This window comes from Streptomyces sp., assembly GCF_036566765.1.
In the GTDB taxonomy this organism is placed as follows: domain Bacteria; phylum Actinomycetota; class Actinomycetes; order Streptomycetales; family Streptomycetaceae; genus Streptomyces.
In genome coordinates this window covers 1-14,659 of the sequence record NZ_DATCVQ010000231.1, presented here as the reverse complement: position 1 = coordinate 14,659, position 14,659 = coordinate 1, and the positions used below count along the sequence as shown (strand labels likewise).

Sequence of the window (14,659 nt, the reverse complement as noted above, 5' to 3'; positions counted from 1 at the left end):
GCCCCCGCCCCGGTGGCCCCGGCCGCTCCCGTCGCCGCTCCGGCTCCGGTCGCGCCCGCCGCCCCGGTGGCCGCCCCGGCTCCGGTCACCCCGGCCCCGGCCGCTGCTCCGGCCGAGGACGGCGCGTACGTGACCCCGCTGGTCCGCAAGCTCGCCACCGAGAACGGTGTCGACCTGGCGACCCTCAAGGGCTCGGGCGTCGGCGGCCGCATCCGCAAGCAGGACGTCCTCGCGGCCGCCGAGGCCAAGAAGGCCGCCCCGGCCCCGGCCGCTCCGGTCGCCGCCGCCGCGCCGAAGGCTCCGGCCCTCGAGGTCTCCCCGCTGCGCGGCCAGACGGTCAAGATGACCCGCATGCGCAAGGTCATCGGCGACAACATGATGAAGGCGCTGCACGGGCAGGCCCAGCTGACCTCGGTCGTCGAGGTCGACATCACCAAGCTGATGAAGCTGCGCGCCCGCGCCAAGGACGCCTTCGCCGCCCGTGAGGGCGTCAAGCTGTCCCCGATGCCGTTCTTCGTGAAGGCGGCGGCCCAGGCGCTGAAGGCCCACCCGGTCATCAACGCCCGGATCAACGAGGACGAGGGCACGATCACCTACTTCGACACCGAGAACATCGGTATCGCGGTGGACTCCGAGAAGGGTCTGATGACCCCGGTCATCAAGGGTGCGGGCGACCTCAACATCGCCGGCATCTCGAAGAAGACCGCGGAGCTCGCGGGCGCGGTCCGCGCCAGCAAGATCACGCCGGACGACCTGGCCGGCGCGACCTTCACGATCTCCAACACCGGTTCGCGCGGCGCGCTGTTCGACACGATCATCGTGCCCCCGAACCAGGTCGCCATCCTGGGCATCGGCGCCACCGTGCGCCGTCCGGTCGTCATCAACCACCCGGACCTGGGCGAGACGATCGCGATCCGCGACATGACGTACGTCGCGCTGTCCTACGACCACCGTCTGGTGGACGGCGCCGACGCCGCCCGCTACCTGACGTCGGTCAAGGCGATCCTGGAGGCCGGCGAGTTCGAGGTGGACCTCGGCCTGTGAGCGCAAGCTACTGAGCTGTAACAAGCCTCACCTGCGGTGTCCCCGTCCGGATGTGTTTCCGGGCGGGGACACCGCCGTATTGTCTAAGAGTCGAAGCCCCTCCCGTCGCCCGACCACCGCGCTTCAAGGTGGCCCTCGGGCCGCGGATCATTTACGGAGCTGCCCCATGACCATGCCCGTCGTCCACTCGCTGCGCGAGCAGATCCGCGAGCACATCGTGGACGGGATCGTGAGCGGACGATGGAAGCCGGGCGAGCGGATCGTCGAGCGCCGGATCGCCACCGAGCTCGAGGTCAGCCAGACCCCGGTCCGCGAGGCGCTGCGCGAGCTGGAGTCGCTGCGGCTGATCGAGTCCGCGCCGAACAAGGGCGTCCGGGTCCGGAACCTGACCGCGGCCGACCTGGAGGAGAGCTACCCCGTCCGGGCGGGCCTGGAGCAGATCGCCGCCGAGCTGGCGGCGGAGCGGCTCGCCACCGACTGCTCGGCCCTGGAGCCGCACGTGGCGGCGCTGTACGAGGCGGACGCGACGGCCGACGGGACGGCGCAGGTCCGGCACACCGTGGCCTTCCACCGCGAGCTGGTGAAGGCGGCCGGGAACGGGGTGCTGCTGCACACCTGGGAGGGCCTGGGCATCGAGGTCTTCACGGCGCTGTCGATCCGCTGGCTGGGCACGGTCCAGAAGTCCTACGCGGAGGAGCACCAGGAGCTCGTGGAGGCCTTCCGCCGCCGCGACCCGGACATCGGCGCCCTGGTGAAGGCCCACGTCCTGGGCTGCGCGCCGAGGGCCTGACGTCGTCGCTCCGCGACCGGGTCCGCCTCCCAGCGGGCCCGCTCATCCGTGCACCCCACCCCTCATCCGCCTCCCCACCTGCGAAAACAAGGCACCCGGTGCCCTCTTTCGCGGCACCCTGTGCCGACTTTCGAGATCTGGACAGGTTTTCCCCTTCCCCCCTTTGATCGATCATCGATCGACGGCTTACAGTCTTCGGCGGGCCACACCCGGCCCTTCGCCCTGTCCTGCCAGACAAGGCCCCCATCTCTACCCCACCTGTCCGGAAGGCGGCGATCATGACCGATCCCGTAGGCAAGATTCCGAGTGAGCTCGACCAGCTCCCGGACCGTGACACCGAGGAGACCGCCGAGTGGGCGGCCTCCCTGGACGCCGTCACCAAGGCCGCCGGCCCCCACCGGGCCGCCTACCTGATGCGCCGTACCCTCCAGCACGCCGAGGGCGCCGGTCTCGACCTGCCCAAGCTGCTCGAGACCGACTACGTCAACACCATCCCCACCTCCGCCGAGCCGGGCATCGACGGCGACGAGGAGATGGAGCGCAGGATCACCGCCTGGAACCGCTGGAACGCGGCCGCGATGGTCACCCGCGGCTCCAAGCACGGCGTCGGCGGCCACATCGCGACCTTCGCGTCCGCGGCCTGGCTGTACGAGACCGGCTTCAACCACTTCTTCCGCGGCAAGGAGGGGGACGGGTCCGGCGACCAGCTGTACATCCAGGGCCACGCCTCCCCCGGCATCTACGCCCGCGCGTTCCTCGACGGCCGCCTGAACGAGGCGCACCTCGACAACTTCCGGCAGGAGTCCGGCGGCAACGGCCTGCCCTCCTACCCGCACCCGCGCCGCCTGCCCTGGATGTGGGAGTTCCCCACCGTCTCCATGGGTCTGGGCCCGCTCTCCGCGATCTACCAGGCGCGCTTCAACCGCTACCTGACCAACCGCGCCATCAAGGACGTCTCCGCCTCCCACGTGTGGGCCTTCCTCGGCGACGGCGAGATGGACGAGCCCGAGTCGACCGCGGCCCTCGCGCTCGCGGCCCGCGAGGGTCTGGACAACCTGACCTTCGTCATCAACTGCAACCTGCAGCGCCTCGACGGCCCGGTCCGCGCCAACTTCAAGATCGTGCAGGAGCTGGAGGCCCAGTTCCGCGGCGCCGGCTGGAACGTCGTGAAGTCGCTGTGGGGCAACGCCTGGGACGAGCTGTTCGCGCTCGACACCACCGGCGCCCTGGTCCGCCGCCTCCGCGAGGTCCCGGACGCGCAGGTCCAGACGTACCAGACCCGCGACGCCGCCTACATCCGCCAGGACTTCTTCGGCAAGGACCCTGCGCTCGTCGCGATGGCGCAGCTGCTGAGCGACGACAAGATCCTGGAGTGCTTCCACCTCTCGCGCGGCGGGCACGAGCCGCGCAAGGTGTACGCCGCGTACAAGGCCGCCCTGGAGTTCAAGGGCGCGCCGACGGTGATCCTGGCGCAGACGGTGAAGGGCTTCACCCTCGGCGAGGGCTTCGCGTCGAAGAACGCGAACCACCAGATGAAGAAGCTGACGACCGACGAGTTCAAGAACATGCGTGACCTTCTTGAGCTGCCCATCTCGGACGCGCAGTTCGTCGACGGCCAGGTGCCCTACGGCCACCCCGGCGCCGACTCCCCCGAGGTCCGTTACCTCCAGGAGCGCCGCGCGGCCCTCGGCGGCCCGGCCCCGGCCCGCCGCACCCACGCGCTCGCCCCGCTGCCGGCCCCGGCCGACAAGGCCTTCGCCGCCTTCGACAAGGGCTCCGGCGCGCAGTCGATCGCGACCACGATGGCCTTCGTCCGTCTGGTCAAGGACCTGGTCCGCGACAAGGAGACCGGCAAGCGCTGGGTCCCGATCGTCCCGGACGAGGCCCGCACCTTCGGCATGGAGTCGCTGTTCCCGTCGCTCGGCATCTACTCGCCGAAGGGCCAGACGTACGAGCCGGTCGACCGCGACCAGCTGATGTACTACAAGGAGGCCAAGAACGGCCAGATCCTCAACGAGGGGATCACCGAAGCCGGTTCGATGGCCGACTTCATCGCCGCCTCGACGTCGTACTCGACGCACGGCGAGGCGATGATCCCGTTCTACATCTTCTACTCGATGTTCGGCTGGCAGCGGACCGCCGACCAGATGTGGCAGCTCGGCGACCAGCTCGGCCGCGGCTTCCTCGTCGGCGCGACCGCCGGCCGCACCACCCTGACCGGTGAGGGTCTGCAGCACGCCGACGGCCACTCGCCGATGATCGCGGCGACCAACCCGGCCGCGCTCAGCTACGACCCGGCGTTCGCCTACGAGGTCGCGGCGATCGTCAAGGACGGTCTGCGCAAGATGTACGGCGAGGCGGCCGAGGGCGAGGACCAGAACGTCTTCTACTACCTCACCGTCTACAACGAGCCGATGCCGCAGCCGGCCAAGCCGGCCGGGGTCGACGAGGGCATCATCAAGGGCCTGTACCGCTTCAACACCGCCGAGTCGGCCGGCCTGGAGCTCCCGGCGAACGCCTCGCGCATCCAGCTGCTCTCCTCCGGCACGGCGATCCACTGGGCCCTGCAGGCCCAGAAGCTGCTCGCCGAGGAGTGGGGCGTCGGCGCCGACGTGTGGTCGGCGACCTCGTGGACCGAGCTGCGGCGCGACGCGCTGGAGGCCGACGCGGCGCTGCTGCGCGGCGAGGAGCGGGTGCCGTACGTCCGCAAGGCACTGGAGGGCGTGGAGTCCCCGGTCCTGGCGGTCTCGGACTACATGCGCCAGGTCCCGGACCAGATCGCGCAGTGGGTCGAGCAGGACTGGTCCTCGCTGGGCGCCGACGGCTTCGGTCTGTCGGACACCCGTGATGCGGCCCGCCGCCACTTCGGCGTGGACGCCCAGTCCATCGTCGTAGCGGCCCTCGCCCAGCTGGCCCGCCGCGGCGAGGTCCCGGCCGCGGCCGTGAAGGAGGCGCGCGAGCGCTACGGCCTCTGACCAGAGCGGTCGGCGAGTGAGCCGAAGGGGCGCGGCGGGTGTCGTGAGGGAGAGCGCGCGGAGGCGGCTAGGAACGAGCCGTCGAGCACGGTCGACCGTCGACACCCGCTGGAGCGCCCCGGAGGCGAACCGAGCCTCAAAAAAAGGGGGCGGCACGCATGATGGAGTCATGCGTGCCGCCCGGCTGATCAAGATGGTCCTTCTGCTCCAGTCGCGTCCCTCGATGACGGCGGCCGAGCTCGCCTCCGAGCTGGAGGTGTCGGAGCGGACCATCACCCGTGATGCCCTCGCCCTCTCGGAGGCGGGGGTTCCGGTGTATGCGGACCGGGGTCGGGCCGGCGGGTACCGGCTGATCGGCGGGTACCGCACCCGGCTCACCGGCCTCGCGCGCGACGAGGCCGAGGCGCTGTTCCTGGCCGGACTGCCCGGCGCGCTGCGCGACATGGGCCTGGAGGACACCGCCTCGACGGCCCGGCTGAAGCTCTCCGCCGCGCTCTCGCCCTCGCTGAAGGACGCGCCCCGTTCGGCCGCGCAGCGCTTCCACCTGGACGCGCCCGGCTGGTACCAGGAACCGGAGACCCCCCAGGCGCTGTCGGCGATCGCCGAGGCGGTCTGGGACGACCGGCCGGTCTCGGCCCGCTACCGGCGGCCGGACGGCGAGGTGGCGCGGGACCTCGAGCCGTACGGGCTCGTGCTCAAGGCGGGGGTCTGGTACGTGTGCGCCCGGGCGGGCGCGTCGTGGCGGACGTACCGCGTGGACCGGTTCACCGACGTCGAGGTGGGCCGGGAACGCTTCGTACGCGACCCGGAGTTCGACCTGCCGGCCTTCTGGGCCGAGCGGGCGGCCCAGTTCGCGCGCTCGATCCTCCGGGCCGAGGTGGTGCTGCGGCTCTCCGAGGCCGGCGCGCGGCGGCTGCCGTACGTGACGGACCGGGCGGCCGCCGAGGAGGCGCTGGCGGCGGGATCGCGGGACGCGGACGGCCGGGTGACGGCGACGCTCCTGGTGGAGGGCGAGGAGGTCGCCTTCTCGCAACTGCTCGCGCTCGGCCCGGAGGCGGAGGTCCTGGCCCCGGACACCCTCCGCGCCCGCTTCACGGAGGCGGCCCGGGGCCTCGCGGAGCTCTACCGGTAGCGTCTGGCGGCGCTCTACCGGTAGTCGTCCGCCGAGACGTTCTCGTCCGTCTCCTGGGCGATCAGGAAGCCCCACGCGTCCGGCTGCGAGCCGTCCGCGTCGGTGAAGCCGTACACCTCGGCGAGCTGTCCGCTGGACAGCGACTGCCCGTTCCAGCGGGCGCGGTCCGGGTCCGCCGCGAGGGCGGCGACCGCGCGGCCGACGTACATCGGGGACTCGGCGACCGCGAAGCCCGGGACTTTCTCCGTCGCGTCGCGCCAGTTCTCCTCCGTCACCCCGAAGGCCTCCAGCATCTGCTCGGAGCGCATCCAGCCGGGCGTGAGCGCGACGGCCGCGCACCCGACGGCCTTCAGGTCCTTCGCGAGGCCGAAGGCCATCCGGATCGGGGCGTTCTTGGCCAGGTCGTAGAAGAGGTTCTCGCGGAAGCGGGTGTCGTTGTACTCGGCCGTGCCGTCGGTGACCTCGACGACCAGGCCGCCGGGGCGCCGGACGAGCAGCGGCACCGCGAGCCGCGAGGTGATGGCGTGCGTCTTCACGCCGAGTTCCAGCATGCGCAGGCCGCCGTCGAGGTCGGTCTCCCAGAACTTCTGGCCGAACGTGAGCAGGTGCTCGCCGCCCCACACGTCGTTGACCAGGACGTCGAGCCGGCCCTGCTCCCGGTCGATCCGTTCGACCAGCGCCCTGACCTGGTCGATCTCCAGATGGTCGGTGGGCACGGCGATGCCCTCGCCGCCCGCCGCCGTGACCAGCTCGGCCGTCTCCTCGATGGTCTCGGTCGTCCGCCCGACCTCGCTGACCTTCTGGCGCGTGGTGCGCCCCGTCACGTACACCGTGGCCCCGGCCGCGCCCAGCGCCACGGCGATGGCCCGCCCCGCGCCCCGCGTCGCGCCCGCGACCAGGGCGATCCTGCCGCCGAGCGGCTTAGTCCCGGTCGTCTGCTCCGTCGTCGTGTCCGTCGTCGTGTGCGTCGTCGTGTCCGTCGTCTTCCGCGTCGTCATGAAACGAGATTGGCAGGGAAAGGCGACATCTTCTGTCCGGTTTCATTTCGGTCGCTCCGGGTGCGTCGCCCTGTCCCAGGCCCGATGCTGGTTCCCGTGATGGACGAGACGGAGTTCTGGGAGATGATCGACTCCACCCGGGAGGCCTCGGAGGGCGATCCGGAGGAGCATGCCGACCTGCTCGTCGAGCGGCTCCTGGAGCTCGATCCGGACGCGGTGCTCGACTTCGCCCGTCACTTCGAGGCCCGGTACAACCGCGCGTACCGCTGGGATCTGTGGGGCGCCGCGTCGGTGCTGCTCGACGGGGCGGGCGACGACTCCTTCGACTACTTCCGCTGCTGGCTGATCGGCCAGGGCCGGGAGGTGTTCGAGGGCGCGGTGCACGATCCGGACGCGCTGGCGGAGCTGCTGGACGACTTCGACGAGGAGATCGACGGGGACGGCGAGGAGCTGGGGTACGCGGCGGACGAGGCGTACGAGCGGCTCACCGGGGCGGAGGCCCCGGACCTGGGGATCCCGCCGCAGGCCGCCGAGCCGGAGGGCGCCGCCTTCGACCTCGCGGACGACGCGGAACTGGCGGCGCGCTTCCCCAAGTTGTGGGACCGCTTCGGGGGGTAGGAGGGGGCGGGGTCCCCGAAGCGGTCCCGGTATGAGGGGGCACGGGCCTGTGGGGCACGGGCCCGGCGTACGGACAGGCCGGTACGGGCCTGGGGGCGTACGGACGTGTGGGCACGGGCCCGGGGGCCGTCCTCACCCCGGGCCCGTACCGGCCTGTCAGCCCTGTCGGGGCGGGGGGTTCACCTGGCCGAGGATCATCTCGGCGCGTGCCGGGAGCGCCGCGCGCAGGCTCTCCGGCTGCGGGACCACCCAGTAGTTCCCGGCCGCGACCTGGGTGAAGACCCGCTCGGCGTGCTCCTCGGGGGTCAGCCCGTGCTCGTCGCTCATCGCCTGCAGCCGGTCGGCGAAGCCGGTGACCTCCGGCGGCTGGCTCTCGTCGGGGCGGGCCGCCGCGAAGATCTGGCTCTTCACCGCGCCGGGCGTCACCACGGACACCTGGATCGGCGCGCCCTTCATGAGCATCTCGTGGTGCAGCGACTCGGTGAGCGCGAGCACCGCGAACTTGGTGGCGCTGTACGGGGCCATCAGGGGGCTGGGCAGCAGTCCGCCGATGGACGACACGTTGACCACCCAGGCCCGCTCGCCGCGCTCCAGCATGCGCGGCACGAAGGCCCGGATGCCGTTGGCGCAGCCGCCGACGTTGATGCGGAGCATGGCGTCCCAGCGCGCGGCCGGGATCTCCCAGGAGTAGCCCATGGCCATGATCCCGGCGTTGTTGACCAGCAGGTCGACGGTGCCGAAGCGGGCGTACGCGCGCTCGGCGAGCGCCTCGACGGACGCGGGGTCGGCGACGTCGGTGACGACGGCCTCGACCTCGGCGCCGGTGGCGCGCAGCTCGTCGGCGACGGCGGTCAGGCGCTCGGCGGCGATGTCGGCGAGGACCAGCTTCATGCCGAGTCCGGCCGCGTGCCGGGCGAGCCCGGCCCCGATGCCCGAGGAGGCCCCGGTGACGACGGCGGTGCGGCCGGCGAAGACCTCGGCGGCGGTCGTCGCAGCGGCGGTCATCAGAAGTGCGTCCCGCCGTCGACGCGGACCTCGGTGCCGGTGACGAACTTCCCGTCCTCGGAGGCCAGCATGGCGACGACGCCCGCGACGGTCTCCGGGCCGGCGAAGCCCTGGCCGAGGGCGGGGGCGAGCTTGGCGAAGAGGGACCAGTCGGTGTCCTCGGGCAGGCCGGGGCCCGTCGACTGCTTGCTGGCGCCGCTGCCGTCGGTCATGCCGGAGGAGATGGAGCCGGGCTGGACGGCGGTGAACCGGATGCCCTGCTTGGCGTACTCGGCGGCGAGCGCGTGGGTCATGGACTGGACGCCGCCCTTGCTGGCCGCGTAGGCGGCCATGTACGGGTGGGCGAACATCGCCGAGGTGGAGGAGAAGTTGACCACGGCGGCGTCGTTCCCCTCCAGCAGCGCCGGGATCGCCTCGCGGATGACGAGGAAGGTGCCGGTCAGGTTGATCCGGATCACCTGCTCGAAGGCGTCGAGGGCCGTCTCGTGGGTGTGCGAGGAGCGCAGGATGCCGGCCGCGTTGACCAGTACGTCCAGGCCGCCGAGGGCCTCGACGGCGGCGGCGACGCCCGCGCGCACGGAGGACTCGTCGGCGATGTCCACGACGAGCGTGGTCAGGCGGTCGGCGGCGTCGCCGGCCTTGGCGACGGTGTCCTTGAGCCCGGCCTCGCTGACGTCGCCGGCGACGACGGAGCCGCCCTCCGCCAGCAGGCGCAGCACGGTGGCCTGGCCGATGCCGGAACCGCCGCCGGTGATCAGTGCGCGGCGACCTTCGTAGCGGTTCATGTCCCTGTCCGACCTCTCGCTGTCGCGTGTGTGGGTACCCGCTGTCTCGGTACGGAGCACACCGTACGCCAGGGTGGCACGTTTTGCCATGCCTGCATGAAATGCATCTTCGGCATGGCCCTGGAGACCGGGCGTAGGCTTCGTCCGGTGAGCACCAAACCCCCCTCTCTCACCGAGCGCCGCAAGGCCGCGACCCAGCTCGACATCGCCCGCGCGGCGGCCGAGCTCTTCACCGAACGCGGACCCGACGGCACCACGGCCGAGGACATCGCGCAGCGGGCCGGGGTCGCCCTGCGCACCTTCTACCGCTACTTCCGCTCCAAGCAGGACGCCGTCGCGCCGCTGCTCGCGGGCGGCGCGGACCGCTGGCGGGAGTCCCTGGCGGCCATGGGGCCGGGCGCGACCGTGCCGGAGGCGCTGGAGCGCTCGATCGCGGAGGCGCTCGGCGCGGCGGACGAGGCGGCGGCGGAGGGCCTGCGCTGGACCCGCGGACTCCTGCGGGCGGCGGCCGAGGACCCGGCGCTGCGGGCGGTCTGGTTCCGGGTCAACCAGGAGTCGGAGGACAGGCTGCTGGCCGTGGTCGCCGAGCTGGCGGGCCCGGACGCGGACCCGCTGGAGGTGCGCCTGGCCGCCGCGGCGGCCACCGACGCGATCCGGGTGGCCCTGGAGGCCTGGGCGGAGACGGACGCTCCGGTACGGGGCGAGGGGGCGCCGGCCGAGCTGGCCGTGCGCTGCCTGCGCGAACTGATGGGCGGGATGCGGCCGTTGAGCAAGAACCCCGACTAGGGCCTGTCCGACCCTGATCCGCCGGACAGGCCCCAGAGTCGACGAGAGCCGGCTAGAGCGCCCGTCCCATCAGCACGTCGTCGACGTACGCGCCCTCCAGCAGGAACTCCCCCGGCAGGACGCCCTCGAGGGCGAAGCCCTCGGCCTCGTACAACGCGCGGGCGGGCGCGTTGTGGCCGAGGACGCGCAGGGTGATCCGGGTCGCGCCCTGTCGCCGCGCCTCGTCGAACGACGCGCGAAGCAGCGCCCGGCCGACGCCTCGGCCGCGGGCCGACTCGGCCACGGCGAGGCCCTGGATCTGGCGGACGTGGGCGTTGCAGGCGAGCGGGGTGGGCCGGGCGAGCCGCAGATAGCCGTCGACCGCCCCCTGCTCCCCCTCGGCGACGAGGTAGTGATCGGGCCGGTGGTTGGAGTCGAAGAAGGGGTCGTAGGGCGGCTGCGGCGCAGGCTGCACCGCGTGCAGCGGCGACCAGACCGCCCGGTCCAGCTCTCCGAGAGCGGCCTGGTCGGCGAGGCGGGCGGTCCGTATCAGCGGCGTGTGCATGCTCGACACTGTGCCACGTGGGGCGGGCGGGGCAGGATGGACCCATGCAGCGTTCACGAATCGCGATCACCGGCGCGTCCGGACTCATCGGCACGGCTCTGGTGCGCTCCCTGCGTGCCGACGGACACGACGTCGTGCGCCTGGTACGGCACCCCGCCCGGGCGGCGGACGAGGTGGAGTGGGATCCGAGTCGGCTGTACGTGGACGCCGCCGGCCTGGTCGGCTGCGAGGCGGTCGTGCATCTGGCGGGGGCGGGCGTCGGCGAGCGGCGCTGGACCGAGGCGTACAAGAAGGAGATCCGGGACAGCCGAGTGCTCGGGACGACCGCGATCGCGCAGGCGCTGGCCTCGCTGGCGGAGCCCCCGCGGGTCCTGGTGTGCGGGACGGCGCAGGGGTACTACGGCGACACCGGGGCGCGCGCGGTGGACGAGAGCGCCCCGGCGGGCGAGGGCTTCCTGGCGTCGGTGTGCGTGGAGTGGGAGGCCGCGGCGGCCCCGGCCGAGGAGGCCGGGATCCGCGTCGCGTACGCCCGCACCGGCCTCGTGGTGGCGCGCGAGGGCGGGGCCTGGGGGCGGCTGTTCCCGGTCTTCAAGGCGGGGCTCGGGGGCCGGATGGGCGACGGCAGCCAGTACTGGAGCTTCATCTCGCTGCACGACGAGATCGCCGCGCTGCGCCACATCCTCGACACGGAGAGCCTGTCCGGCCCGGTGAACCTGACCGCCCCGGACCCGGTCACCAACCGCGAGGTCACCGCCGCGATGGGCCGCGTCCTGCGCCGCCCGACCCTCTTCCCGGTCCCTGCGGCCGCCCTCCGCCTGGCCCTGGGCGACTTCTCCGCCGACGTCCTGGGCAGCCAACGCGTCCTCCCGACCCGCCTGTTGGAGTCCGGCTTCACCTTCGCATTCCCGACGATCGACGAGTCGATCCGCGCCGCATAGGGGCTTGGCAGTGGCAGCGCTTTCAGAGATACGAGCCCTGTTGGGCGAACCCCGGTTCAACTGGTCGGACCCGGCGCCATGGATCGAACTGGAGCGGGAACTCGGCATCGAATTCCCTGCGGACTTCCGTGAGATCGTCGATGCCTACGGCTCGATCCAGATCAACGCGCAGTTGTACCTGAAGCATCCCGCCGGCCATCTTCTGCACGATCTGGGAACGATGATCAGGGGGGATGTCGAGCTCTGGCGCGAGGAGGACATGGCGGAGTTTCTCCCCAGTCCGGTGGGGCCGAACGCCGGTGAATTGATGCCGGTGGCGACGGCCACGACGGGCGAGGCGGTATTCCTTCGCATTCCCGACGACCCCTCGTCGCCCTGGCGCGTGGTGGTCCAGGAAATGGACAGTCCGGCCTGGACTCTCTACGAGATGACGTTCAGCGACTGGCTGCTGGCCTATCTCAAGGGGAGGGACGTGACATTGTGCTCGCGCAACTTCGCGCCTGACGGACCGTCCTACGAGTTCCTTCCCTGATCCGGACAGCCGTCGCACCGTGCTCCTGTGCGGCGCCTGTGCGACCCCCGTGCTCCGGTTCCCCCGGATGCGCGGGGGTCGCTTTCGTCGCCCGCTCCCTAGGCTCGATGCCCGAGATCCAACCGAACTCGGGCATTCCGTCGGGCTGTTGGGGGCATGAGCCTCCCACCAGTCGCGCCGACCTGGGGAGGGGCACGTGCTCAGTAGCGCACGCACCACGGACGTCGTCGTCGTCGGAGCCGGGATAGCGGGCCTGTCCGTGGCCCACCGGCTGACCGGGGCCGGACTGACCGTCACCGTTCTGGAGGCCTCGCCTCGGACGGGCGGGCGGATGGACACCGAAATCGTGGACGGCTTCCGGCTCGACCGGGTCGGGCAGTTGCTCGGCGCGTCCGCGCCGGAGCTGCTCGGCACGCCGGGCCTGGCCGGCCTGACGCTGCGACCGTTCTCGTCGGGGGTCCTGGTCCACCACGACGGGCGGTACGTCAGGACGCTGGAACCGCCCCATGTGGGCGCCCACCACGCCCTCTGGGGCGTAGGGGGAGCGCGAGCCGTGGCGCGCGCCCTTGCGAGCGCCCCCCGGTCGCTGGACCAGGCCCGCCTCGGGGCGGCCCTCGCGCGGCTCGCGGCCACCCCGGTCCCCCGGCTGCTCGCCCGCCCCGAGCGGACCGCGCTCGACGCGCTGAACGCCCGGCTGCCCGCCCGTACCGTGCAGGGCTTCCTGCGGCCGCTGCTCGCCGCGCTGCTCGGCGACCCCGATCTGAGCACCTCCAGCCGGTGCGCCGATCTCGCGCTGCGCGCCTTCGCCCGGGGCGGGCTCTGCGTGCCGGAGGGCGGCGCGGCGACGATCCCGGAGCTGCTGGCGGCCGACCTGCCGCCGGGCACGGTGCGGACCGGCGTGCGCGTCACGGACATGTCGATCAGCCGCGTGACGACCGCCGAGCACGGCGTCCTCCACTGCCGCGCGGTGGTGCTGGCCACGGGCGGCCGGGCGGCGGCTGAGCTGCTGCCGGGGCTGCGCGTCCCGGACTTCCGCACGGTCACGGTGCTGCACCACACCGCGCCCGCCCCGCCCCCGTTCGGCGAGCCGGCGCTGTTCCTGGAGTCCGACCCGGGCGGTCCGGTCGCCCACTCGGCCGTGATGAGCGCGGTGGACCCGGCGCGCGCCCCGGCCGGCCGGGTGCTGGTCAGCTCCACCGTCCTGGGCCCGCCGCCGGACGACCTGGAGCGCAGGGTCCGCAAGCACCTGGCGACGCTCTACGCCTGCTCGACGGACGACTGGGAGCTGCTGGGCCTGCACCACGACCCGGAGGCGATCCCGGCGATGCCGGCACCGCACGACCCGCAGCGCACGGTGCGGATCCTGTCCGGCCTCTACGTCTGCGGCGACCACCGCACCACCGGCACCCCGCAGGCCGCCCTCGCCTCGGCCCGCCGCGCCGCCCGCGCCCTGCTGACGGACTTCGGCATCCGGGAGGAGCAGCGTTCCGGGGAGGAGGCCCCGCTGGCCGCCTAGGGCCTGTCCGGCGGATCAGGGTCGGATGGGTCGCGGCGACCTAGCCGATCGCCGCGACGCGGTCGCGGTACGTCCGGGCGGCGGCCGCGTCTCGGTAGGGCTCCAGGCGGCGCTCGAAGTCGCGTACGTACTCCAGGGCCCGCGCCGAACGCATCTCGGAGGCCTGCTGGGCCGCCTCCGCGCCCAGGGCGCACGCCTGATCGAGTTCGCCGAGGCCCAGCCGGGCGGAGGCGAGGACGACGCGGCAGAACAGGCGGCTGCGGGCGAAGCCGGGGGCGCGCAGCTGGAGGGAGCGCTCGGCGTGCTGGGCGGCGGCCCGGTACTGCTGGAGGTCGCGGTGGCAGTGGCCGAACTCGTCGGCGAGCTGCGCCTCGTCGAAGGCCCGCGCCCAGTACGGCACCTCGTCGCCGGGCCGGGCCGCCTCCAGGGCGCGCTCGGCCCGGGCCAGGGCCGCGCTGCACGCCCGTACCTCGCCCAGGACGCCGTGCCCGCGCGCCTCCACGGAGTGCAGCAGCGCCTGCACGACCGGGGGCGCGGAGGCGCCGACGCCCTGCTGGGCGACCCGGGCCAGCTGCACGGCCTCGCGCCCGTGGCCGAGGTAGACCGCCTGCCGGCTCATGGTGATCAGCACGTACGAGCCGTAGGCCCGGTCCCCCGCGGCCTGGGAGAGCCGCAGCGCCTGGACGAAGTACCGCTGCGCCAGGCCGTGCGCGGCGATGTCGTACGAGGTCCAGCCGGCCAGCCGGGTCAGGTCGGCGGCGGCGGCGAACAGCCGGCGGCCGACGGCCTCGCCGTACGTGCCGCGCAGCATCGGCTCGGCCTCGTGCTCCAGGTAGCGGACCAGAGCCTGGCGGGCGTGGCCGCCGCCGTAGGCGTGGTCGAGGGTGCGGAACAGTTCGCCGACGGAGCGCAGGGCGGAGATGTCGCCGGCGGAGACCCGCTGGCCGGGGCCCCGGTCGGTGCCGCGCTGGCGGGGCACCGAGTGACGGCCCTGCG

Annotated in this window: 14 protein-coding genes; 9 read left to right on the top strand and 5 right to left on the bottom strand. The window is 72.9% G+C overall.

What is annotated here, in order from left to right:
* The 4 genes from sucB to VIU94_RS13230 form a co-directional block, all read left to right on the top strand.
* On the top strand, nucleotides 1-1,044 hold a 1,044-nt coding region (gene sucB, locus VIU94_RS13245), incomplete at its 5' end, for a 2-oxoglutarate dehydrogenase, E2 component, dihydrolipoamide succinyltransferase (RefSeq protein ID WP_331910966.1).
* Nucleotides 1,045-1,210: 166 nt separating this feature from the next.
* A complete protein-coding gene (locus VIU94_RS13240; protein WP_331910964.1) occupies nucleotides 1,211-1,834 on the top strand; it encodes a GntR family transcriptional regulator in 624 nt (207 codons plus the stop codon).
* A 278-nt stretch (nucleotides 1,835-2,112) separates the two neighbouring features.
* A complete protein-coding gene (aceE, locus tag VIU94_RS13235; RefSeq protein ID WP_331910962.1) occupies nucleotides 2,113-4,809 on the top strand; it encodes a pyruvate dehydrogenase (acetyl-transferring), homodimeric type in 2,697 nt (898 codons plus the stop codon).
* Nucleotides 4,810-4,978: 169 nt separating this feature from the next.
* Nucleotides 4,979-5,941, top strand: coding sequence for a helix-turn-helix transcriptional regulator (locus tag VIU94_RS13230; RefSeq protein ID WP_331910960.1), 963 nt, complete (start codon nucleotides 4,979-4,981; stop codon nucleotides 5,939-5,941).
* A gap of 14 nt (nucleotides 5,942-5,955) precedes the next feature.
* On the opposite strand, the gene VIU94_RS13225 is transcribed toward VIU94_RS13230, so the two are convergent.
* The gene (locus VIU94_RS13225) at nucleotides 5,956-6,939 is read right to left on the bottom strand and encodes an SDR family oxidoreductase (protein ID WP_331910958.1); all 984 of its coding nucleotides are present in this window, start codon (nucleotides 6,937-6,939) and stop codon (nucleotides 5,956-5,958) included.
* A 99-nt stretch (nucleotides 6,940-7,038) separates the two neighbouring features.
* Between VIU94_RS13225 and VIU94_RS13220 the strand changes: the two genes are divergently transcribed.
* Complete coding sequence (locus tag VIU94_RS13220; RefSeq protein WP_331910968.1) at nucleotides 7,039-7,557, top strand: DUF4240 domain-containing protein; 519 nt, start codon at nucleotides 7,039-7,041, stop codon at nucleotides 7,555-7,557.
* 156 nt (nucleotides 7,558-7,713) lie between these two features.
* Here the strand turns inward: VIU94_RS13220 and VIU94_RS13215 are convergent, their stop codons facing one another.
* Together VIU94_RS13215 and VIU94_RS13210 are read right to left on the bottom strand one after the other, a co-directional pair.
* Nucleotides 7,714-8,562, bottom strand: coding sequence for an SDR family NAD(P)-dependent oxidoreductase (locus VIU94_RS13215; protein ID WP_331910956.1), 849 nt, complete (start codon nucleotides 8,560-8,562; stop codon nucleotides 7,714-7,716).
* Nucleotides 8,562-9,347, bottom strand: coding sequence for an SDR family NAD(P)-dependent oxidoreductase (locus tag VIU94_RS13210; protein ID WP_331910954.1), 786 nt, complete (start codon nucleotides 9,345-9,347; stop codon nucleotides 8,562-8,564). The genes VIU94_RS13215 and VIU94_RS13210 overlap by 1 nt, the downstream gene beginning before the upstream one ends.
* A 147-nt stretch (nucleotides 9,348-9,494) precedes the next feature.
* Between VIU94_RS13210 and VIU94_RS13205 the strand changes: the two genes are divergently transcribed.
* Entirely contained in the window at nucleotides 9,495-10,133 is a 639-nt protein-coding gene (locus VIU94_RS13205) for a TetR/AcrR family transcriptional regulator (RefSeq protein WP_331910952.1), read from the top strand.
* A 52-nt stretch (nucleotides 10,134-10,185) separates the two neighbouring features.
* Here the strand turns inward: VIU94_RS13205 and VIU94_RS13200 are convergent, their stop codons facing one another.
* Nucleotides 10,186-10,677 carry a GNAT family N-acetyltransferase gene (locus tag VIU94_RS13200; RefSeq protein WP_331910950.1) on the bottom strand — a complete coding sequence of 164 codons (492 nt, stop codon included), beginning with the start codon at nucleotides 10,675-10,677 and terminating at the stop codon, nucleotides 10,186-10,188.
* A 44-nt stretch (nucleotides 10,678-10,721) separates the two neighbouring features.
* Here VIU94_RS13200 and VIU94_RS13195 point away from each other — a divergent pair, with 44 nt between their 5' ends.
* From VIU94_RS13195 to VIU94_RS13185, 3 genes are all read left to right on the top strand, one after another.
* Nucleotides 10,722-11,615 carry a TIGR01777 family oxidoreductase gene (locus tag VIU94_RS13195; RefSeq protein ID WP_331910948.1) on the top strand — a complete coding sequence of 298 codons (894 nt, stop codon included), beginning with the start codon at nucleotides 10,722-10,724 and terminating at the stop codon, nucleotides 11,613-11,615.
* Nucleotides 11,616-11,625: 10 nt separating this feature from the next.
* On the top strand, nucleotides 11,626-12,147 hold the full coding sequence (locus VIU94_RS13190) for an SMI1/KNR4 family protein (RefSeq protein ID WP_331910946.1): 522 nt from the start codon (nucleotides 11,626-11,628) through the stop codon (nucleotides 12,145-12,147).
* A 196-nt stretch (nucleotides 12,148-12,343) separates the two neighbouring features.
* A complete protein-coding gene (locus VIU94_RS13185; protein WP_331910944.1) occupies nucleotides 12,344-13,663 on the top strand; it encodes an NAD(P)/FAD-dependent oxidoreductase in 1,320 nt (439 codons plus the stop codon).
* A gap of 40 nt (nucleotides 13,664-13,703) precedes the next feature.
* Here the strand turns inward: VIU94_RS13185 and VIU94_RS13180 are convergent.
* A partial coding sequence (locus tag VIU94_RS13180; protein ID WP_331910942.1) for an NsdA family TPR-like regulatory protein occupies nucleotides 13,704-14,659 on the bottom strand: 956 nt, incomplete at its 5' end.

Excerpts from the sequence above, each read along its gene's own strand:
- VIU94_RS13215 (WP_331910956.1), bottom strand. The coding sequence starts at position 8,562 with ATGACCGCCGCTGCGACGACCGCCGCCGAGGTCTTCGCCGGCCGCACC.
- VIU94_RS13200 (WP_331910950.1), bottom strand. The coding sequence starts at position 10,677 with ATGCACACGCCGCTGATACGGACCGCCCGCCTCGCCGACCAGGCCGCT.
- aceE (WP_331910962.1), top strand. The coding sequence starts at position 2,113 with ATGACCGATCCCGTAGGCAAGATTCCGAGTGAGCTCGACCAGCTCCCG.
- VIU94_RS13240 (WP_331910964.1), top strand. The coding sequence starts at position 1,211 with ATGACCATGCCCGTCGTCCACTCGCTGCGCGAGCAGATCCGCGAGCAC.
- VIU94_RS13220 (WP_331910968.1), top strand. The coding sequence starts at position 7,039 with ATGGACGAGACGGAGTTCTGGGAGATGATCGACTCCACCCGGGAGGCC.
- VIU94_RS13210 (WP_331910954.1), bottom strand. The coding sequence starts at position 9,347 with ATGAACCGCTACGAAGGTCGCCGCGCACTGATCACCGGCGGCGGTTCC.
- VIU94_RS13225 (WP_331910958.1), bottom strand. The coding sequence starts at position 6,939 with ATGACGACGCGGAAGACGACGGACACGACGACGCACACGACGACGGAC.
- VIU94_RS13195 (WP_331910948.1), top strand. The coding sequence starts at position 10,722 with ATGCAGCGTTCACGAATCGCGATCACCGGCGCGTCCGGACTCATCGGC.
- VIU94_RS13230 (WP_331910960.1), top strand. The coding sequence starts at position 4,979 with ATGCGTGCCGCCCGGCTGATCAAGATGGTCCTTCTGCTCCAGTCGCGT.